Origin of the sequence: Pseudooceanicola marinus, from assembly GCF_020177265.1 — a bacterium.
Lineage (GTDB): Bacteria > Pseudomonadota > Alphaproteobacteria > Rhodobacterales > Rhodobacteraceae > Pseudooceanicola > Pseudooceanicola marinus_A.
Genome location: NZ_JAIVMC010000008.1, coordinates 289,540 through 309,805 on the forward strand (window position 1 = coordinate 289,540; position 20,266 = coordinate 309,805).

Genomic DNA, 20,266 nt, shown 5'->3' on the forward strand with positions numbered 1-20,266 from the left:
CCTTGACCTTTCATAGGTGGCGGATCCATCTATTCGCCGAAAGGTGGTGCCCCATGGACCAGATCTCTCCCTACACCCTGACCCTGGAAGTGACCGGGCTGAATTGCGGCGGCTGCGTGCGGCGGGCGGAAACCGCCCTGTCGGAGATGCCGGGCACCCGCGAGGCGCGGGTGAACCTGGCGACCCGCAAGGCAGAGATCGAACATGATGGCAGCCTGACCCCGGCTGCCGTGGCGGCCAGGTTGCAGGAGGCGGGCTATCCGGCCTCCGAAACCACGCTGGTCCTGGATGTCGAGGGCGCCACCTGCGGCTCTTGCGCGGCGCGGATCGAAGGGGCGATGACGGCGCTGCCGGGGGTCGAGGAGGCCTCCTTCAACCTTGCCAACGGCACGGCCCGGGCGAAGGTCCTGACCGGCGCGGTTGACATGAAGGACGTCGTTCAGGCGATTGAGAAGGCAGGATATTCCGCACGTGAGGCCAGCAGCGGCGCCAGCGCCTCGGAACAGGCCGAGGTGCGGGCCGAAGCCGAAACCGCCGGATTGCGCCGCGACACCCTGCTGGCCGGTGCCCTGTCGCTGCCGGTGGTGGTGCTGGCCATGGGCGCGCACCTGGTCCCGGGTTTCCACATGCTGATCGAGAACAGCATCGGCATGACCGCCTCGAACGTGATCCAGTTCCTGCTGACCACGCTGGTCCTGGCCTGGCCCGGCGCGCGGTTCTTCCGTCTTGGCCTGCCCACGATCCGCCACATGGCCCCCGACATGAACGCGCTGGTGGTGCTGGGCACCTCCGCCGCCTGGGTCTATTCCACCGTGGCCACCTTTGCCCCCGGCGTCCTGCCCGAAGGCGCGGCCCATGTCTATTTCGAGGCCGCCGCCGTCATCGTGACCCTGATCCTGGCGGGCCGCTGGATGGAGTCCCGCGCCCGCGGCCGGGCCTCTGCCGCGATCCGGCGCCTGGCGGGGCTTCAGGTGCGCGAGGCGATGCTGCGCGCACCTGACGGAACGCTCTCTCCGGTGCCGGTCAGCGCCCTGCAGCCCGGTGACATGATCGCGCTGAAGCCCGGCGACCGTCTGCCGGTGGACGGTGTGGTGGCCGAAGGCACGTCGGACATCGACGAAAGCATGGTGACCGGCGAACCGATCCCCGTGACCCGCCGCCCTGGCGATCCGGTGATCGGTGGCACCGTCAACGGCGCAGGCGCGCTGGTGATGCGTGCCACGGCGACCGGTGAGGACACGGTGCTGGCCCGCATCATGCAGGCGGTGGATGAGGCGCAGGGCGCCAAGCTGCCGATCCAGAACCTTGTGGACCGCGTGGCGCAGGTCTTCGTCCCGGCGGTGATCGCCGTGGCGCTGCTGACCCTGGCGGTCTGGCTGCTGGCGGGCGGCGGGCTGGGGTCTGCGGTGGTCGCCGCCGTCTCGGTGCTGGTCGTGGCCTGCCCCTGTGCCATGGGGCTGGCGGTGCCGGTGTCGATCATGGTTGGCACGGGCCGTGCGTCGGAACTGGGCGTTCTGTTCCGCCGGGGCGACGCGCTGCAACGGATGCAGGAGGCGCAGGTGGTGGCCTTTGACAAGACCGGCACGCTGACCCGGGGCAAGCCGGTGCTGGGCGGGATCGCCGCTCTGGGCGACGAGGGCGAGGCGCTGGCCGCGCTTGCCGCGCTGGAGGCACAGTCGGAACACCCCATCGGTCGCGCCATCGTCGCCGGTGCCGAGGCGCGCGGGCTGGCCCTGCCGCAGGCAGAGGGGGTGACGGCCATCCCCGGCGAGGGGCTGACCGGCCTTGTCGGCGGGGAGGAGATCCGCATCGGCAATCGTGCCTTCCTGCGCTGCGACCTGCCGCCCGAGCTGGCCGCCCAGGCGATGGAATGGGAAAATGAAGGCGCCACGGTGCTTTATGCTGAGAAGCTCAACCAGCCTCTGGCCGTCCTGGCGATCTCCGACGAGATCCGCGAGGAAACCCGCGCGGTGATTGCGGCGCTGAAGGCCCGCGGTCTGCATCCCGCCATGGTCACCGGCGACAGCCAAGCCGCCGCTCGCCACGTGGCTGAGGAGCTGGGGATCGAACATGTCCGGGCAGAGGTGAAACCTACCAACAAGGCCCGCGCGGTCGAAGAGCTGCGCGCCGAGGCCGGTGCGGTGATCTTTGCTGGCGATGGCATCAACGACGCCCCTGCGCTGGCGGCGGCGGACGTTGGCATCGCCATGGGATCGGGCACCGACGTGGCGATGGAGGCCGCCGAGGTCGTGCTGATTGGGGGCGACCTGCGTGGTGTGGTGACGGCGATGGATCTGTCGCGGCGGACCATGTCGAACATCCACCAGAACCTCTTCTGGGCCTTTGCCTACAACGTCGCGCTGATCCCCGTGGCGGCCGGGCTGCTGGCGATCTGGGGCGGGCCCATGTTGTCGCCGATGCTGGCGTCGGCGGCCATGGCGGCCTCCTCGGTCATCGTGGTCAGCAACGCCCTGCGCCTGCGCCGCGTGGCGCCTGCGCTGACGGCCTCGGCCGCCTGACAGGTTGAAAAAGGGAAAAGGGCACGGGGGATCCACAACTGGAAGGTGGTGGAAATCCCGTGTCCGTATCACCGCGCCGCGCGCGTGATGGCGCGCCCTGACTGCGCCGTGGGTGGGTAAATCCTCTTGCACGGGGCCGGTCAGCCTTTAGGCTTCTCCCCGCGATCGGCCCCGGAGGAGAGGGCTGGCACGGGAGGACATCATGAAGCCCTTTTTGACCGGCGCCGCGGCTGCGGTGCTGTCCCTTTGTGCAGCCGGGGCCATCCGGGCAGAGGAGTGGAGCGTCTCTCTCTGGGGCAAGCCGCGGGTCTTCACCGCCCATGTGGAAAAGCTGGCCGAGGTGCTGGAGGAGAGCACGCAAGGCGCGTTCACCTTCGACATCAGCTATGGCGGGCTGTCGAAGAACACCGAGACCCTGGACGGGATCGCGGTCGGCGCCTTCGAGATGGCCCAGTTCTGCGCCGGTTACCACCGCGACAAGACCCCGACGATCACGGTGCTGGAGCTGCCGTTCCTTGGTGTGGACACGCTGGAGGAGGAAGTTGCAGCTTCAATGGCGGTCTATAAACACCCGGCAACGAAGGAAGATATGGGCCGTTGGAATGCGACGCTGCTGATGCCCTCGCCGTTGCCGCAGTACAATATCGTCGGCACCGGTGCGCCGCGACGGACCTTGGAGGACTTCGAGGGGATGCGCGTGCGCGCCACCGGCGGCATGGGGCAGGCCTTCCGCACCGTGGGCGCCGTGCCGACCTCCGTCACCTCGTCCGAGGCCTATGCGGCGCTGGACAACGGCAAGGTGGACACGGTGGCCTTTGCCCCTCATGCCCATCTGAGTTTCCGTACGATAGACATGGCGGACTGGTGGACCACCAACCTCAACCCCGGCACCGTCAATTGCCCCGTCGTGGTCAATACCGACGCCTACGAGGCGCTGCCGGAGGGTCATCGGGCCGCCCTGGACGCGGCGGTGCCCGTGGCGATGAGGCACTACCTGGCCGAATACGCGAAGATCTACGCGACTTGGGACCAGGTCCTGAAAGAGCGCGGGGTGGAGAAGGTGACCTTCTCCGACAGTGATATGGCCGCCTTCCGCGCCCGGGCCGCCGATCCGATCCGCGATCAGTGGATCGCGGAGATGACCGCCCGAGGCCTGCCAGCGCAGGATCTTTACGACACGATGATGGCGGCATTGAGAGACGCCCGGATGTGATCTTAGGGGGTGAGGAGCGTCTCTTAGTGGATTGAAGTATCAAATATAAACTAGATACGGCCCGTTGGTCTCGGGCAAGCCCGAGTGAGGCGCTGAAGATCGAGATGGGATATGGGCCATGGCAAGCGAGTTGAGGCAGCATCCGCTTTGGGCACGCGCTGGTCTTCGTGAAGGGGGCGACCTGCGGGTCGCTTCAGCAGGCGCAGCTCCCGCGGGGTCTAGCTGCCGTGCCATGTTGAATGGATTCAACGGGTGTGGGCGCGACCCTCTCCCTGCGGAGTTCCTTCTTGCAGCATAAGCAGGGTCACATCCCCTTGGGTACTTTCATCAACCGTCTGAGAGGCCGCGCCCGGCGGGGCGTCGAGGCCGTCATCCCCTTTTTCGGCCAGGCCGTGGCTGTAACGGGCGGGGTCGAAGCTCCATCGCGAGGCGGCTTTCGGCGCTGCCGCTGGACACCCGAGGAGGATCGCGACGCTCGGGCGCCCCTGATCGGCTCAGCGGGTCAGGCGCACTTGCGGGGCGTCTCGCCAGGCGCCGGGGGCCAGGTCGCCCAGCTCCCAGGGGCCGATGGCGGCGCGGATCAGGCGCAGGCAGGGGTGGCCGACGTGGGCGCACATGCGGCGCACCTGTCGGTTGCGGCCCTCGGTGATCTCCAGCGCGATCCAGCAGTCGGGAACGCTTTGCCGGACGCGGATCGGCGGATTGCGCGGCCAGAGGCCGGCGGGTTCCTCGATCCGCTGCACCTTCGCGGGGCGCGTCGGCCCGTCCTTCAGGGTCACGCCCGCGCGCAAGGCCGCCAGGGCGTCGTCGTCGGGCATCCCCTCGACCTGCGCCCAGTAGCGTTTCGGCAGCTTGAATTTCGGATGGCTGATCCGGGCCTGCAGGCGTCCGTCCGAGGTCAGAACCATCAGCCCCTCGCTGTCACGGTCCAGCCGGCCTGCGGGGTAGACGCCAGGCAGGTCGATGTGATCCGACAGGGTCGGGCGGGCGGAGCCTTCGGTGCCACGGTCGGTGAATTGCGGCAGGACGCCGAAGGGCTTGTTGAACAGGATGGTGCGCGACATGCCCCGCGCTTAGCCCGGGGCCGTCGGAAAATCCAGTGGGCGCGAGGCAGCGGGGGCGCCTGCGCAGTCATCAACGGGTCACGGGGTCGTCACAGGGGTGTTACCGGCGCGCGCTACCCGGTCTGCATCACCTTTGCCCATGGATCGGGGGATACCATGACCGAACTGTCGCCGCTGCGTTTCGTCCTGCATTGCCTTGTCGCCCCGCGCAAGGGCGGGGTCACCGAATGGCTTCTGTGCCAGGCCGGCGTCCTGCGGGCCTGATACCCGGGCAGGGCGGGTGTCGGGGCAGTCGAGGGATCATCCCGCCTGGCTGATGGGCGTCGCACATGGCGCCAGGTCGATCTGGCAGGATTGCGGTGAACAGCTGACGTGCCCGCGGCCCTGGGAACAGGCCAGCAGCCGCTCGGCCCTGCGCCGCGCGATTTCGGCCCCCGTCAACAGGGCGCAGCCGCGGTCGGCGGCCCGTCGGGTCAGCGGCGTCGCGCCATCGGTCGCGGCGATATCGACCAGCCACAGCGGGGCCTGAAATCCCTCGTCCGGCAGGACCTGACCGGGCCGGTGCGGGCCGCCCACTGGGGTCGCGTTGACGATCCCGTCGATCCAGCCGCGGGTCAGGCCGGGGCGTGAAAATTCGTGGAACAGGCCCTCCGGGCTGGCCAGCAGCGCGGCGCGGGAGCGCGTCGCGCGGTTGACGAGATTGGCCAGCGCCGCCGCGCGCCCCATGTCGCGGTCGTAGAAGGTCAGGCGGGACACCCCGAGCGTGGCCAGCGCCATGGCCACCGATTGCCCCTCGGTCCCGGCGCCGACGATCAGCACGTGATGCGCGGGCCGCCCGGCGAGGAAAGGGGCCAGGCACTCTTCCAGCGCGCGGGTACCGGCATCACAGCCAAGCGCGGGCCCTTCGTCGCTGAACAGCAAGGTGTCGACGATCTGTCCCGGCGCCAGCGGCGACCGGCGATCGGCCAGCAGGTCGGTGATCTCGCTTCGTAGCGGGTCGGCGAAATGCACTGCGTCGAAGCCGCCGGAGCGGCCCGCGCCCATCAGTCGGCGCGCGGCGTCTGGGCCGGTGAGATCGGGAAGGGGAAAACGGCGCAGGCGCAGGGGTGCGCGCCGCCGGGCTGAACGGATTTCCAGGATTCGAATGACGGGTTCCAGCCCGCGGTCTTGCCCGGCGATCCCGATCAGGACCGGCCGGTCTGGCGCGGAGGTCTCAACAACTTTCTGCATTTCGGTAACGTCTGACACTCATGACCACATTGCACGAGCGTATAGACTGCCGCTGAGAGGGAAATGCGACTATCGTCTTGGTTGTGGGTGTGATGCCGGGATCGCGCGATCGGGGCGCCGACCCGGCGTGGCTGGCTGCCTGGCGATGCGCGTCCTTGGGGAGAAGGGGCGCAGGGGCGCGGTTGCGAGCGTGAGGCGAGCCGGGTCGCCCGGTTTGCATCACAGGGGCGGCCTGGCGAGCTGTCCTCCGGTCGGAGGTTGGCGGGCTTGGTGGCGGCCGTGACGCGGATCTGTCTGGAGGAGAGCGGGCTGGAGGCCTGGCACACCGTCTTGCCGTCTGGGGCAGAGGGTCGCTGGGTCGGTCGAGCTGGCGGGAAAGGAGATGGCTTGCTGTCTTAGGGCTCTTCTACCCCGTGGACTCGGCGGGCGCAAGAGAAAAATGAATGAAATCAAATAGTTGATAGAAATCGTCGGACTTTGGAGGGTGACTCTTTTGCTCGGATTTTGGCGTGCGGCGCGATCCCGGTCGGGCAAGTGACTGGCCGCACAGGCCTTTTTCGATCCTGTCCCGACGTCCGTAAGGCATGGGCGGCTTCAGCCTCCGTGGCGGGCGTGGGCCAGGGAGGCCAGTTCGGCGACCCCGGCGCTGCAGGGGCGGAGGTCGATCTCGGCCAGGGGCACCCATGCGGCCTCCAGCGCATCGTCGGCGGCTTGAGGGGGCGGCGCATCCGCGGGCAGGGTGCACAGCAGGGCCAGCAGCACGTAGTGATGGCGCAGGGCGCCCGCCGCGTCGCGGTCGAGCACATCGCTGGCCCCCAGCACCGGACCGGCGGAAAGGGCGGTCAGGCCGGTTTCCTCGGCCAGCTCGCGCTGTGCCGCCTGGGCCATGGTCTCTCCCGCGTCGATCTTGCCGCCGGGAAAGCCCCAGAGCCCGGCATCGGGCGGATTGGCGCGGCGCACCAGCAGCACCTCGGACCCGCGCAGGCAGACGCAGAGCACGGCGGGAATCGGATGCGGAAGATCGGTCATTGTCGGCTCCGTTATCGGACTCAGAAGGCCTTGGCACGGGCGGAGACGGGCCAGAGCACTTCCACCCGGTCGCCGCGCAGGCCCACGTACCAGTCGTGAATGTTGCAGGTGGGGTCGCAATGCCCCGGCACCAGGCGCAGCCGGTCGCCCACGGTCAGCGCGCCTTCCGGGTCCTCGATCGTGCCATGTTCGTCGGAGCATTGGGTATAGGTGACATCGGACCGCCCGTGCACCACGGGCAGGCCGGAATCCAGCGATTGCACCTTCAGTCCGGCATCGCAGATGGCGCGGGTCGGGTGGGCGTGGGACATCACCTCGGTCAGCAGGAAGAGGGCGTTGTCCCAGGTGCCGGCGTCCAGTCGCTGGCCCGCCTCGTCCGTCAGCCTGCCATAGTCCGCATCCATGAAGGCGTAGGAGCCGCATTGCAGCTCGGTGAAGACGCCGGAGGCCGCCTCGAAGAGGTAGCTGCCGGTCCCGCCGCCGGTGACCAGCGGGGGCGGCAGGCCCGCGTCGGTCAGCGTGGCGACGGCGGCGCGGGTCACGGCGATGGTTTCGTCCAGCGCGGCGCGGCGGTCGGCATGGGTCGGCAGGTGCTGGGCCGGGCCGTGGTAGGCCTGGATGCCGCCGAAGGTAAGGTTCGGGGCGGTGTCGAGGGCGCGGGCGATGGCCAGCATCTGCGCGTCGGAGGTTGTGCCGCAACGCGCGCCGCCACAGTCGATCTCGACCAGCGCCTCGATCCGGGTGTCATGGCGGGCGCAGGCCGCTTGCAGGTCGGCAACGTTGGCCAGGTCGTCGAGACAGACCGAGATCGCCGCGCCGGTCCGGGGCAGCCCCGCCAGCCGGTCGATCCGCGCCGCGCCGCGCACCTGGTTCGAGATCAGGATGTCCGGCAGGCCCGCGCGGGCGAAGACCTCCGCCTCCGACACCTTCTGACAGCAGATCCCGCAGGCGCCGCCCAGCGACATCTGCAGCCGGGCCACTTCGACCGACTTGTGCATCTTGGCATGCGCCCGGTGGCGCAGGCCCCGGTCGCGGATGAAGGCGCCCAGCTTGGCGATGTTTCGTTCCAGCGCGTCGAGGTCGAGGATCAGGCAGGGGGTCTGCACCTCGGCCAGGGTCATCCCGGGCAGGGCGGGGATGTCGTATCCGGGCTCCAGCCCGTCGAGAGAGGTGGGGGCGGTCATGGTGGATCCTGTGGCCTGTCTTCGCGCATCCTAGGAGAGGGCCACCGCAGAGGCCATAGGGCGCGCGCGGCAGGTGCGGATCGCCTTGCGCCGCGGGTCGTTTGTCCCGTGCTGCACGTTTCCCGGGCCGTTAAGGGCGGGGCATGAATGAATTGCGAACGGTTCGCAGCTTTCTTGACTTCGCCCCTTGTCATCTTTTTAGTTGAGAATAAGTTGCAAGAAAGCCGCAACCTCGGTCGCGGCGGTATCGGACAAGGGCGAGGATTGACGCGCGATGACGACTTGGAAGGCCTTGCTGGGCGGAACGGGCCTGGCGCTGATGCTGGCGCAGGGGGCCGTGGCGGCCGACAAGATGAAGGTGGTCACCACCTTTACCGTCCTGGCGGACATGGCGGCCCAGGTGGCTGGCGATGCCGCCGAGGTCGTGTCGGTCACCAAGCCGGGGGCGGAAATCCACGGCTACGAACCCACCCCGCGCGACATCGTGCGCGCCCATGATGCGGACCTGATCCTGTGGAATGGCCTGAACCTGGAGCTGTGGTTTGAACAGTTCCTTGCCAATCTGCGTGACGTCCCGGCCGTGACGCTGAGCGAGGGGATCGACCCGATCTCCATCTCCGGCGGATCCTATGAGGGGCAGCCCAATCCGCATGCCTGGATGGGCCTGGATAACGCGATGATCTACATCGACAATATCGAGGCGGCCTTTGCCGAACACGACCCCGACAACGCTGAGGTATATGCCGCCAACGCCGAGGCCTACCGCCAGCAGCTGCGCGATACGCTGGATCCGCTGCGCGAAGAGATCGCCCAGATCCCCGAGGCACAACGCTGGCTGGTGACCTGCGAGGGGGCCTTCAGCTACCTCGCCCGGGATTTCGGCATGAAGGAGCTGTACCTCTGGCCGATGAACGCCGACCAGATGGGCACGCCGCAGCAGGTGCGCGCGGTGATCGACGGCGTGAGTGACAACGACATCCCGGTCGTCTTCTGTGAAAGCACCGTGAACACCGACCCGGCGAAACAGGTCGCGCGGGAAACCGGTGCCCAATATGGCGGCGTCCTTTACGTCGACAGCCTGTCGGAGGCGGGCGGCCCGGTGCCCAGCTACCTCGATCTGATGCGGGTCACCGCAGAGACCATTGCGCATGGCCTGGAAGAGGGCATGAACTAGGGCCGCGATATTTCGCCGGCCGCCGCAACGGGGCCGGTGTGATGACACGAGGGCCCGCTGCCGGGCCGATGGAAAGACGCATGATGAAAGACAGCCAGTCCCCAACCGCCGAAACCCGCGCCGACGAGGCGGGGGGCGGCATTCGGGCCAGCGACGTGACGGTGACCTATCGCAACGGCCACACCGCCCTGCGCCACGCCAGTTTCGAGATCCCGCGCGGCACCGTCACCGCCCTGGTGGGGGTGAACGGCGCGGGCAAGTCGACGCTGTTCAAGGCGATCATGGGTTTCGTCCCCGTCGCGGGCGGAGAAATCCGCCTGCTGGGCATGACGGTGAAGGAGGCGCTGAAGAAGAACCTCGTCGCCTATGTCCCCCAGTCAGAAGAGGTCGACTGGTCCTTCCCGGTGCTGGTCGAAGACGTGGTGATGATGGGGCGCTACGGCCACATGGGCTTCCTGCGTCGCCCCCGGGCCGCCGATCATGCCGCCGTGGCCGAGGCGCTGGCGCGGGTCAACATGACCGAGTTCCGCCACCGCCAGATCGGGGAGCTGTCGGGCGGCCAGAAGAAACGCGTCTTCCTGGCGCGCGCGCTTGCGCAGGAGGGGCAGGTGATCCTGCTGGACGAACCCTTCACCGGCGTCGACGTGAAGACCGAGGAGCAGATCATCGCCCTTCTGCGCGAGCTGCGCGACGAGGGCCGGGTGATGCTGGTCTCGACCCACAACCTCGGCACCGTGCCGGAGTTCTGCGACCGCACCGTCCTGGTGAAGGGCACCGTGCTGGGCTACGGCCCGACCGAGACCACCTTCACCCGCGAGAACCTGACCCAGGCCTTCGGCGGCGTGCTGCGCCACTTCACCCTGGGCGGGGCGGACCTGCACGACGATGACGACGAGCGCCATGTCACCATCCTGACCGATGACGAACGCCCCTTCGTGCAATACGGCGACCAGACCCGCGTGACGGAGGGTGAGAAGTGAGCGCCCTCTGGGAACCCTTCACCTACGGTTACATGCTGAACGCCATGCTGGTCTCCGCTTTGGTGGGCGGCGTCTGTGCCTTCCTGTCCTCCTACCTGATGCTGAAGGGCTGGTCGCTGATTGGCGACGCCCTTTCGCATTCCGTCGTGCCGGGGGTGGCGGGGGCCTATATGCTGGGCCTGCCCTTTGCCCTGGGCGCCTTCCTGTCCGGCGGGCTGGCGGCGGCGGCCATGCTGTTCCTGTCGAACCGCTCCGGGCTGAAGGTCGATGTCATCATCGGCCTGATCTTCACCAGCTTCTTCGGGCTGGGCCTCTTCATGGCCTCTGTCAACCCGATGGCGGTGTCGATCCAGACCATCACCATGGGCAACATTCTGGCGATCTCGCCCGAGGATACGCTGCAGCTGGTTATCATCGGGGTGGTCTCGCTGGCGGTGCTGGCGCTGAAGTGGAAGGACCTGGTCGTCGTTTTCTTCGACGAAAGCCACGCGCGGTCCATCGGGCTGCGGCCTGGGCTGCTGAAGGCCGTCTTCTTCGTCCTGCTGGCCGCCTGCGTGGTGGCGGCGATGCAGACCGTGGGGGCCTTCCTGGTGATCGCCATGGTGGTGACGCCCGGCGCCACGGCCTACCTGCTGTGCGACCGCTTTCCGCGGCTGATCCTGACCTCGGTGGCGATCGGCACCGGCACCAGCTTCGTCGGTGCCTGGATCAGCTATTTCCTCGACGGGGCCACGGGGGGCGTGATCGTCATCCTGCAGACCCTGATCTTCCTCGGCGTCTTCGTCTGGGCGCCGAAGCACGGCATGCTGGCCGCACGCGCCCGGGCCCGCGCGGCGCTGGATGAGGAGGCGCAGGCATGACCGAGACCCTGCTGCTGCCCTTCCAGTTCCCCTTCATGCAGTATGCCTTCCTGATCTGCGCTATCGTGGCGGTGCCGACGGCGCTGCTGTCGTGCTTCCTGGTGCTGAAGGGCTGGGCCCTGATGGGCGACGCGATCAGCCATGCCATCCTGCCTGGCGTGGTGCTGGCCTATATCCTGGGGCTGCCGCTGGTGCTGGGGGCCTTTGCCGCCGGCATGACCACGGCGCTGGCCACGGGGTACCTGGCCGAAAACAGCCGGGTGAAGCAGGACACGATCATGGGCGTGGTCTTCTCCGGCATGTTCGGGCTGGGCATCGTCCTTTACACCTCGATCAGCACCAATGTGCACCTCGATCACATCCTTTTCGGCAACATGCTGGGCGTGGGTCCGGAGGATCTGTGGACCGCAGGCGGCATCGCCCTGGTGGTGACCGCCGCGCTGTTGCTGAAATGGAAGGACCTGCTGCTGCATGCCTTCGACCCGGCCCAGGCGAAGGCCTCGGGCCTGCCGGTCGGGCTGCTGCACTATGGGTTGCTGACCATTCTGTCGCTGACCATCGTCGCCACGCTGACGGCCACCGGGCTGATCTTGGCGGTGGCCCTGCTGATCGCACCGGGGGCCATCGCCTTCCTTACGACGCGCAGCTTCGGCCGGATGCTGGGTGTCTCGGTCGTGGTCTGCCTGCTGTCGATGCTGGGCGGCACCTATGCCAGCTTCTGGCTGGACAGCTCGCCCGCCGCGACCATCGTGCTGGTGCTGACCGCGATCTTCCTGCTGGCCTTCGTCAACCGCATCCGCGTGACCCGCCGCGCCTCGCGCAGCGGCGCTGCCTCTCAGGTATAGGTGCGGCTCTCCAGCGGCACGTCCTCCAGCATGGCGTTCAGCATCTCGTGGAAGGCCGCCTCGGCATCCGACAGCTTCCGGCGCGGGTTGCTCAGCAGGTAGATGTTGATCCGGGGCAGCCCTTCCTCGGGGGGCAGCTGACGCAACAGCCCCAGGTCTACGTCGCGGCGCGCGACGTGCAGGGGCAGGGCGCCGATGCCGATGTTGGCGACGATCATGCGCCGCGTCTCCATCAGGTTGGCGGACATCCCGCTCCAGTGGGTCGACATCTTGGCGCGCAGGCGCAGCCGCGTGACGGGCTCCAGCGGGCCGCCCTCGGTTTCGGTCTGGAAGGAGACCGCCGGCTCCCCCTCCAGATCCGCGAGACTCACGTCGTCGCGGCCGAACAGCCGGTGGCGCGGGCCGCAGAACAGGCCGAAATATTCGCGGAACAGGATCTGCGTGCGCAGATCTGCCGGTTCCCTGTGCAACAGGCACATCCCGAAGGAGACGCGGTTTTGGCTGACGCGGCTGACGACCTCGTCGCTGTTGGCCACGGTGATCGAGAAACTGACCCGGGGATGGGCCTCGGAAAAGCGGCTGAGCACCTCGTCGAAATGGTCCGACACGACATGCGAGGCGCTCATGATCGAGATATGGCCGCGTAGTTCCGAGGCGTCTTCCTGTAACAGCGACGGCAGTTGCGACACCGTTCCGAAGATCGACGAACATTCCGCGTAAAGACGCTGGCCGGCCCGTGTCACCTTGAATTCATTAGGCTTTCTGACGATCAGCTGATGGCCCATCGTCTCTTCCAGCCGCTTCAGCGCGGAGGAGATCGTGGGTTGCTTCAGGCTCAGGAAATCCCCCGCGCGGGAGATGCCGCGCTGTTCCACCACCACCATGAAGGTGCGCAGAAGGTTCCAGTCCAGGTGCCAGGGAAAGCGCTGTTCGTCGGGGCCCATCATCGTCCTGATCTATGGTGAACATTTGCTTTATTTATTTGCGGAATGTCTGACTGCATGCAAGCCCTAAGAGGCGCGGGAGGAAAAAGCGCCCGCCAGATTTTTTCTCGCGCCCTGCGACGGGCGCGCCAACAGGAGAGAGACTGATGACCACCCGCCGCAATCTCATGACATCCGCCATCGCCGCCGGCACCCTGGCCCTGGCGGGCCTCGGCCTGAGCGCGCCCGTGATGGCCGACGAGCTGGACACGCTGAAGGAAGAGGGCGTGATGCGCATCGCCATGTCCGGCGCCTATCCTCCGTTCAACTTCGTCAGCGACAGCAACGAGGTCGTGGGCTTCGACCCGGCCATCGGCACCGAGATCAACAGCCGCATGGGCCTGGAAACCGAGGTGGTGACCACCGCCTGGGACGGCATCATCGGCGGCCTGCTGGCGCAGAAATATGACGCCATCGTCGGCTCGATGACGATCACCGAGGAACGCGCCGAGGTCGTGGATTTCGTCGGCCCCTACTACACTACCCGTCGCGCCATCTTCACCAAGCCGGGCAGCGGCATCGCCTCGCTGGAGGACCTCGAGGACGCCAAGGTCGGCGTGACCCTGGGCGAGACGCATGAGGAATGGGCCAAGGACAAGGGCTACAGCGTGCGCACCTACAAGGGCCTGCCCGAGCTGCTGCTGGAACTGGAGAACGGCCGCGTCGACGCCATCGTCAACGACTCCATCGCTGCCATCCTGGCGCTGAACGAGAACGGCTACGACTACGAGATGTTCGACGATCCCGAAAGCGAGCCCTTCGGTGCTGGCATCGCCATCCGCAAGGGCAACCCCGAGCTGAAAGCCGCCATGCAGGAGGCCCTGGACGCGATGATGGAAGACGGCACCTACGTCGAGATCGCCGAGGAATGGATCGGCGAAGACATCCGCTGATCCCGTCGGCGCCCCGGCGCCGGACCGGACCCGCCGCGCGCTATCCCCTTCGGGCGCGGCGGGTCCCCCAAACGCTGCCCTTACGTTGAAAGATCCCCATGGACGTTGATCTGATCCTCCGGGTCTATCCCTATTTCCTGGAAGCTGCGGTGGTCACCATCGAGCTGTCGGTGCTGACCATCCTGCTGGGCCTTCTGTGTGGCGCCGCCGGTGCCTGGGCCCGGCTATCGCGCTTTGCCCTGCTGCGCTTTGCCGGTGCGGCCTATGTCAGTGTCTTCCGTGGCACGCCTGCGCTGATCCAGCTTTTCCTGCTCTACTTCGGCGGGCCCCAGGTGGGCATCCAGCTCGATGCCTTCGAGGCCGGTGTGATCGGCCTGGGCGTCAACATCGGCGCCTACATGACCGAAACCATGCGCGGCGCCATCGTCGCCGTCGACCACGGCCAGGGCGAGGCCGCCCGCACCCTGGGCCTCAGCCGCGCGCAGAGCTTCCGCAAGGTGGTGCTGCCGCAGGCGCTGCGGCTGATGATCCGGCCCCTCGGCGTGAACATCAACGCCCAGATCAAGGGCACGGCCCTGGTCGCCGCCATCTCGGTGGTGGAGCTGACCTATACCGCGCAGCGCTACATCGGCTCGACCTACAAGCCTTTCGAGATGTTCCTGCTGGCCGGTGTCCTCTACCTCATCATCATCACCGTGGTCGGCAAGGGCATCAGCTTCCTCGATCGCAGGGTGCGCCTGCAATGACCCTGATCGCCCGCATTTCCCGACAGAAAGGCCGTTCCCATGGGTCTTGATTTCTCCGTCGTTCCCGGCTTCGCCGACGCGCTGCTGCTTGGCGTGCTGTGGACCATCGCCATCACCGTGGCCGCCGCCGTCCTCAGCTTCTTCGGGGGCATCCTGCTGGCCGTCATCGCGCTTTACGCGCCGCTGCTGGTGCGGCTGCCCTTCCGCTTCTTCGCCTGGCTCTTCATGGGCACGCCGCTGCTGTTGCAGCTGTTCCTGATCTACTTTGGCCTGGTGGAACTGGGCATCGACCTGCCGGCCTTCGTGGCGGGGGTGATCGGTCTGGGCCTGCATTTCGCCGTCTACAATTCCGAGCTGATCCAGACCGCCATCGTCGCCGTTGACCGCGGCCAGATGGAGGCCGCGCGTACCCTTGGCCTCAGCCGCGGCCAGGCGCTGGTGCGCGTTGTGATCCCCCAGGCGGTGCGCGACGTGATCCCGCCCATCGGCAACAACATGATCGCCCTGCTGAAGGATTCCGCGCTGGTGTCGGTGATCGGCGTGTCGGAACTGACCCTCTCGGCGCAGCTGGCCATCGGGCGCACCTACCGCCCGTTCGAGTTCTACGCCGTTGCCGCCGTCCTCTACTATTTCATCAACCTCGGGATGGAAGCGGTCCTGCGCCGGATCGAGCGCCGCACCCAGCTTTCCCGCTAAGCGAGGCCCAGACACATGACCGAGACACGACCCTTCGTCGAAATCCGCCATGCGAAGAAATCCTATGGCAGTCTTGAGGTCCTCAAGGACATCAACCTGACCGTCGACCGGGGGGAGATCGTGGCCATCATCGGCCCCTCCGGCTCCGGCAAGTCGACGCTGCTGCGGGCGATCAACGACCTCGATCCGCTGACCGGGGGCGAGGTGATCCTGGACGGCACCCAGGTCAACAAGGCCCTGCCGCACCGCCAGTACGAGAAGCACATCAACCAGATGCGCCAGCAGATCGGCATGGTGTTCCAGCACTTCAACCTGTTCCCGCATCTGACCGTGCGCGACAACGTGGTCATGGCGCCGAAGCTGCTGAAGGGCATCTCCGAGGATGCGGCGCAGAAGCTGGCCGAGGAACAGCTGGCCCATGTCGGCATGCTGGAACGCATCGACTACTACCCCTCGCAGCTGTCGGGCGGCCAGAAACAGCGGGTGGCCATCGCGCGCGCCCTGGCGATGAAGCCCAAGCTGATGCTCTTCGACGAGGCGACCTCGGCTCTCGACCCGGAGCTGGTCGAGGAGGTGAACCAGGTGATGAAGACCCTCGCCCAGGAACACATGACGATGATCATCGTCACCCATGAGATGGAGTTCGCCGCCGACGTCTGCGACCGGGTGATCTTCATGGACGGTGGCGTGGTGGTCGAAGAGGGGCCGCCCACGGTCGTCTTCCAGAACCCGACCCAGCCGCGCACCCGCGATTTCCTGCGCAAGCATCTGTCCCAGTACGAGAAAGAGAAATGACCGACGCGCCGTCCCACCTCTTCTACCAGGCGCGCGCGCCGCGCCCCTTCCTGTCCCATGGCGAGGGGATCTACCTCTACGATGAAAGCGGCAAGCGCTACATCGACGGCTCCTCCGGGGCGATGGTGTCCAACATCGGCCACTCCAACCCGCGCGTTCTGGCCAAGATGAAGGACCAGATGGACCGTGCCACCTTCGGCTACCGCCTGCATTTCCGCACCCATCCGTCTGAGGACCTGGCGGCGAAGCTGGCCGGGCTGATGCCCGGGGACCTCGACCGGATCTTCTTCGTCTCCGGCGGCTCCGAAGCGGTGGAAACCGCCGAGAAGCTGGCGCGCCAGTACGCGGTCACGCAGGGGCAGGGCAGCCGCTGGAAGGTCATCTCGCGCACGCCCGCCTACCACGGCGGCACCCTGGGCGCACTGGCGCTGACGGGGGGCAAGCTCTTTGCCGGCCCCTTCGCCGAGATGTTCCAGGAGATGCCCCATGTGCGTGCCCCGCAGACCTACCTCGACCGGGACAACCTGACCGAGGAGGAACGCGGGCTGAAGTATGCCGACGAGCTGCGCGAGCGGATCGAGGCGGAAGGCCCCGACAGCGTGCTGGCCTTCATCATGGAACCCGTGGGCGGGGCCTCGACCGGGGCGCTGGTGGCGCCCGACAGCTACTACACCCGCATCCGCGAGATCTGCGACGACTATGGCGTGCTGCTGATCTACGACGAGGTGATGAGCGGCGCCGGGCGCACCGGCACCTTCCTGGCCTGCGAACATTGGGGCGTGACCCCCGACATCGTCGCCATGTCGAAGGGCCTCGGCGCGGGCTATGCGCCGCTCGGCGCCGTGGCGGCGCGGTCTCACATGGTCGAGGCGCTGCTGGACGCGGGCGGCTTCCTGCACGGGTTCACCTATGCCGGCAATCCGCTGTCATGCGCCGCCGGTCTGGCGGTGCTGGAGGAGATGGAGGAACAGGACATCCTGGGCAACTGCACCCGCATGGGGGCCGTGCTCATGGACCGCCTTCAAGGGCTGATGGCGCGCTATCCCTTCATCGGCCACGTCCGGGGCAAGGGCCTGCTGACGGCCTTCGAGATGGTCTCGGACCGGGAGACGATGGCGCCCCTGCCGAAGGAGTTGAACGCCCATAGCGAGCTGGTCGAGCTGGCCTATGACGCGGGGCTGATCATTTACTCCCGCCGCACCCGTGGCGGGGTGGAGGGGGATCACTTCCTGATCTGTCCGCCGCTGATCGTCACCGAGGCGCAGATTGACGAGATCATGCAGATCCTCACCGGGGCGCTGGATACGTTCGCCTCGCGCCACGGGCTGGATGTCTCGGGCGAGGTGTCGGCATGAAGCTCTCGGACAAGACGACTTCCATGGCCGAGGCCGTGGCGGCGATCCCCGACGGGGCGACCGTCATGGTCGGCGGTTTCGGCGTGCCCGGCACGCCCTTCGCCCTGCTGGCGGAGCTGGCCCGGCAGGACAAGCGGGATCTGACGCTGATCAAGAACGACGCCAACGAGACCGGCACCGGGGTCGACCTGCTGATCGCCTCGGGGCGGGTGCGTCGGCTGATCACCACCCATATCGGGCTGAACGCCAATGCCATCGCGGCGATGAACGAGGGCCGGATCGAGGTCGAGTTCTGCGCCCAGGGCATCCTGGCGGAGCGGGTACGCGCCGGTGGCGCCGGCCTGCCGGCGGTGCTGACCGATATCGGAATGCAGACGGAGCTGTCGGCGGGCAAGCAGATCGTCCAGGTCGAGGGGCGCTGCCTGATGGTGGAAACCGCCCTGCGCGCCGACGTGGCGCTGATCCATGCGGACCGGGCCGATCCCTTCGGCAATCTGGCCTACCGGGCCACCGCGCGGAACTTCAACCCGCCGATGGCCATGGCCGCCACCACAGTTATCGCCGAGGCCGAGGTGCTGCTGCCTCTCGGCGGGCTGGCCCCGGACGAGGTGGAAACCCCGGGCGTCTTTGTCGATCACCTTTGCCCCATGGCCGAGATCACCGAGGAGTATGGCGTTGTCCGCAGATAAGATCGTGCCGCTGAAACCCGCCGATCCGCGTGGCCGCATGGTGGCCCGCGCCGCGCGCGAGATCGCGCCGGGCATGGTGGTGAACCTTGGGATCGGGCTGCCGACCCAGGTCGTGGATCACCTCGGTCCCGACTACCCCGTCTGCCTGCACACCGAAAACGGCATGGCGGGCGTCGGCCCGACCTTGCCGCATGAGCTGGCCGACCGGAACCTGATCGACGCGGGCGGGGCCTATGTCTCCCCCATCCCCGGCAGCAGCTATTTCGACAGCGCCACCAGTTTCGCCCTGGTCCGCTCGGGCCGGCTGGACCTGACCATGCTGGGCGCCTTCGAGGTGGCCGAGAACGGAGACCTGGCCAACTGGAAGATCCCCGGTCGCTTCTCGCCCGGGGCCGGCGGTGCGATCGAACTGGCGCAGAAGGCGCGGCGGGTGGTGGTGATGACCACCCATTGTGACCGCAAGGGCAACCCCAAGCTGAAGCGCCGCTGCACCCTGCCGCTGACCGCCGCCGGGGCCGTCACGCGGATCTTCACCGACCTGGCGGTGATCGACGTCACGCCCGCGGGCTTTACCCTGCGCGAATGCGCCCAGGGGGTGAGCGTCGCGGAGGTGACCGAGGCCACCGGCGCGCCCCTGCGTCTGCCCGAGGGCGACATCCCCACCTTCTGACCTGCCCACCCTCTGACTACCCGAGGTTCCCGATGGATCAAGACCTGACCACCCGCATCCTGCATGCGGTCGATGACCTGTTCGACCGCGAAATCGACTTCCTGGCCGAGCTGACCTCGCACCCCTCCACCCGGGGGCAGGAACAGTCGGCGCAGGATTTCATCGCCGGCGAGCTGGGCGAGCGGGGGCTGTCTGTCGACCGCTGGCAGATCGACGTCGAGGCGATCCGGGACCAGCCCGGCTTTTCCCCCGTCATCGGGGACTACGAGGATGCCCAGAACGTCGTTGGCACGCACCGCAGCCGCACGGGGCAGGGGCGCTCGCTGATCCTCAACGGCCATGTCGATGTCGTGCCCGCGGGCCCCGCCGACATGTGGGATCGCCCGGCCTTCGCCCCCCATGTGGATGACGGCTGGATGTACGGGCGTGGCGCCGGGGACATGAAGGCGGGGCTGGCCTCCAACCTCTTCGCGCTGGACGCGCTGCGCGCGCTGGACCTGCAACCGGCGGCGGATGTCTTCTACCAATCCGTTGTCGAGGAGGAATGCACCGGCAACGGCGCCCTGGCCTGCCTGGTGCGCGGCTACCGCGCCGAGGCCGCTCTGATCCCCGAACCCTTCGAGGAGGCGCTGGTCAGCGAACAGCTGGGCGTCATCTGGGCGCAGGTGCACCTGAAGGGCCTGCCGACCCACGTGGCCTATGCCGGCAGCGGCGCCAATGCGATCGAGGCGGCGGTGCCGCTGATCGCCGCGCTGCACGGGCTGGAAGAGCGTTGGAACCACGCCGGCTGCCCGCATCGTCACGGCGGCTATGCCCATGCTCACCACCCGATCAACCTGAACATCGGCAAGATCCAGGGCGGCGACTGGACCAGCTCCGTGCCCGCCTGGTGCGTCTTCGACATGCGCATCGCCATCTACCCGGGCCAGGACATCGCCGCCGCCCGCGCCGAGATCGAGGAGGTGATCCTGCAGGCCGCGCGGGAGAACGCCTTCCTGAAGAACGCGCTGCCCGAGATCGTCTGGCACGGGTTCATGGCCGAGGGCTACGCGTTGTCGGACGACCGTTCGGCCCGCGCCGGCGCGGCCATCGGCGCGTTGGAGGGGGCGCATCGCGCGACCACCGGCCAGGCCCTGGAACGCAAGGCGATCACCGCCACCACCGATGCGCGCTTCTTCGGCCTCTACGCCGACACGCCCGCGCTGGTCTACGGACCGCGCGCCGAGGCGATCCACGGCTTCAACGAGCGGGTGGAGCTGGAAAGCCTGCGCCGCATCACCGCCGCCACGGCGCTGTTCATCGCCGACTGGTGCGGCACCGAAACCATCTGAGGACCACGAC

19 protein-coding genes are annotated in these 20,266 nt (G+C 67.6%); 14 read left to right on the forward strand and 5 right to left on the reverse strand.

The window, feature by feature from the left end; translation table 11 throughout:
• Positions 1-53 precede the first annotated feature (53 nt).
• Together LC066_RS15565 and dctP are read left to right on the forward strand one after the other, a co-directional pair.
• Complete coding sequence (locus tag LC066_RS15565) at positions 54-2,519, forward strand: heavy metal translocating P-type ATPase (protein ID WP_224900847.1); 2,466 nt, start codon at positions 54-56, stop codon at positions 2,517-2,519.
• Between the two features lie 202 nt (positions 2,520-2,721).
• Positions 2,722-3,732, forward strand: coding sequence for a TRAP transporter substrate-binding protein DctP (gene dctP, locus LC066_RS15570; protein ID WP_224900850.1), 1,011 nt, complete (start codon positions 2,722-2,724; stop codon positions 3,730-3,732).
• 494 nt (positions 3,733-4,226) lie between these two features.
• Here the strand turns inward: dctP and LC066_RS15575 are convergent, their stop codons facing one another.
• From LC066_RS15575 to LC066_RS15590, 4 genes are all read right to left on the reverse strand, one after another.
• On the reverse strand, positions 4,227-4,796 hold the full coding sequence (locus tag LC066_RS15575; RefSeq protein ID WP_224900853.1) for a pseudouridine synthase: 570 nt from the start codon (positions 4,794-4,796) through the stop codon (positions 4,227-4,229).
• 300 nt (positions 4,797-5,096) lie between these two features.
• Positions 5,097-6,026 (reverse strand): hypothetical protein, encoded by a 930-nt coding sequence (locus LC066_RS15580; RefSeq protein ID WP_224900855.1) that lies wholly within the window; start codon positions 6,024-6,026, stop codon positions 5,097-5,099.
• A gap of 594 nt (positions 6,027-6,620) precedes the next feature.
• On the reverse strand, positions 6,621-7,055 hold the full coding sequence (locus LC066_RS15585) for an NUDIX hydrolase (RefSeq protein WP_224900857.1): 435 nt from the start codon (positions 7,053-7,055) through the stop codon (positions 6,621-6,623).
• A 20-nt stretch (positions 7,056-7,075) separates the two neighbouring features.
• A complete protein-coding gene (locus LC066_RS15590; RefSeq protein WP_224900859.1) occupies positions 7,076-8,239 on the reverse strand; it encodes a DSD1 family PLP-dependent enzyme in 1,164 nt (387 codons plus the stop codon).
• 319 nt (positions 8,240-8,558) lie between these two features.
• Here LC066_RS15590 and LC066_RS15595 point away from each other — a divergent pair, with 319 nt between their 5' ends.
• From LC066_RS15595 to LC066_RS15610, 4 genes are all read left to right on the forward strand, one after another.
• Positions 8,559-9,413: a metal ABC transporter substrate-binding protein gene (locus LC066_RS15595; RefSeq protein ID WP_224900935.1), complete on the forward strand. Its 855-nt coding sequence runs from the start codon at positions 8,559-8,561 to the stop codon at positions 9,411-9,413.
• Positions 9,414-9,496: 83 nt separating this feature from the next.
• The gene (locus LC066_RS15600) at positions 9,497-10,393 is read left to right on the forward strand and encodes a manganese/iron ABC transporter ATP-binding protein (RefSeq protein ID WP_100148559.1); all 897 of its coding nucleotides are present in this window, start codon (positions 9,497-9,499) and stop codon (positions 10,391-10,393) included.
• Positions 10,390-11,253: a metal ABC transporter permease gene (locus tag LC066_RS15605; RefSeq protein ID WP_222474831.1), complete on the forward strand. Its 864-nt coding sequence runs from the start codon at positions 10,390-10,392 to the stop codon at positions 11,251-11,253. Before LC066_RS15600 ends, LC066_RS15605 begins: the two co-directional genes overlap by 4 nt.
• Positions 11,250-12,098, forward strand: coding sequence for a metal ABC transporter permease (locus tag LC066_RS15610; RefSeq protein ID WP_224900861.1), 849 nt, complete (start codon positions 11,250-11,252; stop codon positions 12,096-12,098). The genes LC066_RS15605 and LC066_RS15610 overlap by 4 nt, the downstream gene beginning before the upstream one ends.
• On the opposite strand, the gene LC066_RS15615 is transcribed toward LC066_RS15610, so the two are convergent.
• On the reverse strand, positions 12,089-13,045 hold the full coding sequence (locus tag LC066_RS15615) for a LysR family transcriptional regulator (RefSeq protein ID WP_222474829.1): 957 nt from the start codon (positions 13,043-13,045) through the stop codon (positions 12,089-12,091). The genes LC066_RS15610 and LC066_RS15615 overlap by 10 nt on opposite strands.
• Positions 13,046-13,188: 143 nt before the next feature.
• Between LC066_RS15615 and LC066_RS15620 the strand changes: the two genes are divergently transcribed.
• From LC066_RS15620 to LC066_RS15655, 8 genes are all read left to right on the forward strand, one after another.
• Positions 13,189-13,974: a transporter substrate-binding domain-containing protein gene (locus LC066_RS15620; protein ID WP_222474828.1), complete on the forward strand. Its 786-nt coding sequence runs from the start codon at positions 13,189-13,191 to the stop codon at positions 13,972-13,974.
• A gap of 98 nt (positions 13,975-14,072) precedes the next feature.
• Positions 14,073-14,720 (forward strand): amino acid ABC transporter permease, encoded by a 648-nt coding sequence (locus LC066_RS15625; RefSeq protein ID WP_085887136.1) that lies wholly within the window; start codon positions 14,073-14,075, stop codon positions 14,718-14,720.
• Between the two features lie 39 nt (positions 14,721-14,759).
• A complete protein-coding gene (locus LC066_RS15630) occupies positions 14,760-15,416 on the forward strand; it encodes an amino acid ABC transporter permease (protein WP_085887135.1) in 657 nt (218 codons plus the stop codon).
• Positions 15,417-15,431: 15 nt separating this feature from the next.
• Positions 15,432-16,211 carry an amino acid ABC transporter ATP-binding protein gene (locus LC066_RS15635; RefSeq protein ID WP_224900863.1) on the forward strand — a complete coding sequence of 260 codons (780 nt, stop codon included), beginning with the start codon at positions 15,432-15,434 and terminating at the stop codon, positions 16,209-16,211.
• Positions 16,208-17,566: an aspartate aminotransferase family protein gene (locus LC066_RS15640; protein ID WP_224900865.1), complete on the forward strand. Its 1,359-nt coding sequence runs from the start codon at positions 16,208-16,210 to the stop codon at positions 17,564-17,566. The genes LC066_RS15635 and LC066_RS15640 overlap by 4 nt, the downstream gene beginning before the upstream one ends.
• Positions 17,563-18,255: a CoA transferase subunit A gene (locus tag LC066_RS15645; RefSeq protein WP_224900867.1), complete on the forward strand. Its 693-nt coding sequence runs from the start codon at positions 17,563-17,565 to the stop codon at positions 18,253-18,255. Before LC066_RS15640 ends, LC066_RS15645 begins: the two co-directional genes overlap by 4 nt.
• Entirely contained in the window at positions 18,242-18,925 is a 684-nt protein-coding gene (locus LC066_RS15650; protein ID WP_224900871.1) for a 3-oxoacid CoA-transferase subunit B, read from the forward strand. The genes LC066_RS15645 and LC066_RS15650 overlap by 14 nt, the downstream gene beginning before the upstream one ends.
• Before the next feature lie 32 nt (positions 18,926-18,957).
• Complete coding sequence (locus LC066_RS15655) at positions 18,958-20,256, forward strand: ArgE/DapE family deacylase (RefSeq protein ID WP_224900874.1); 1,299 nt, start codon at positions 18,958-18,960, stop codon at positions 20,254-20,256.
• Positions 20,257-20,266: the final 10 nt, after the last annotated feature.

Bases quoted from the DNA above. Each gene is read 5' to 3' on its own strand.
- LC066_RS15655 (WP_224900874.1), top strand. From the start codon at position 18,958: ATGGATCAAGACCTGACCACCCGCATCCTGCATGCGGTCGATGACCTG.
- LC066_RS15615 (WP_222474829.1), bottom strand. From the start codon at position 13,045: ATGATGGGCCCCGACGAACAGCGCTTTCCCTGGCACCTGGACTGGAAC.
- LC066_RS15590 (WP_224900859.1), bottom strand. From the start codon at position 8,239: ATGACCGCCCCCACCTCTCTCGACGGGCTGGAGCCCGGATACGACATC.
- LC066_RS15620 (WP_222474828.1), top strand. From the start codon at position 13,189: ATGACCACCCGCCGCAATCTCATGACATCCGCCATCGCCGCCGGCACC.
- LC066_RS15635 (WP_224900863.1), top strand. From the start codon at position 15,432: ATGACCGAGACACGACCCTTCGTCGAAATCCGCCATGCGAAGAAATCC.
- LC066_RS15630 (WP_085887135.1), top strand. From the start codon at position 14,760: ATGGGTCTTGATTTCTCCGTCGTTCCCGGCTTCGCCGACGCGCTGCTG.
- LC066_RS15610 (WP_224900861.1), top strand. From the start codon at position 11,250: ATGACCGAGACCCTGCTGCTGCCCTTCCAGTTCCCCTTCATGCAGTAT.
- LC066_RS15640 (WP_224900865.1), top strand. From the start codon at position 16,208: ATGACCGACGCGCCGTCCCACCTCTTCTACCAGGCGCGCGCGCCGCGC.
- LC066_RS15575 (WP_224900853.1), bottom strand. From the start codon at position 4,796: ATGTCGCGCACCATCCTGTTCAACAAGCCCTTCGGCGTCCTGCCGCAA.
- LC066_RS15625 (WP_085887136.1), top strand. From the start codon at position 14,073: ATGGACGTTGATCTGATCCTCCGGGTCTATCCCTATTTCCTGGAAGCT.
- dctP (WP_224900850.1), top strand. From the start codon at position 2,722: ATGAAGCCCTTTTTGACCGGCGCCGCGGCTGCGGTGCTGTCCCTTTGT.
- LC066_RS15565 (WP_224900847.1), top strand. From the start codon at position 54: ATGGACCAGATCTCTCCCTACACCCTGACCCTGGAAGTGACCGGGCTG.
- LC066_RS15595 (WP_224900935.1), top strand. From the start codon at position 8,559: ATGCTGGCGCAGGGGGCCGTGGCGGCCGACAAGATGAAGGTGGTCACC.
- LC066_RS15600 (WP_100148559.1), top strand. From the start codon at position 9,497: ATGAAAGACAGCCAGTCCCCAACCGCCGAAACCCGCGCCGACGAGGCG.
- LC066_RS15645 (WP_224900867.1), top strand. From the start codon at position 17,563: ATGAAGCTCTCGGACAAGACGACTTCCATGGCCGAGGCCGTGGCGGCG.
- LC066_RS15580 (WP_224900855.1), bottom strand. From the start codon at position 6,026: ATGCAGAAAGTTGTTGAGACCTCCGCGCCAGACCGGCCGGTCCTGATC.
- LC066_RS15585 (WP_224900857.1), bottom strand. From the start codon at position 7,055: ATGACCGATCTTCCGCATCCGATTCCCGCCGTGCTCTGCGTCTGCCTG.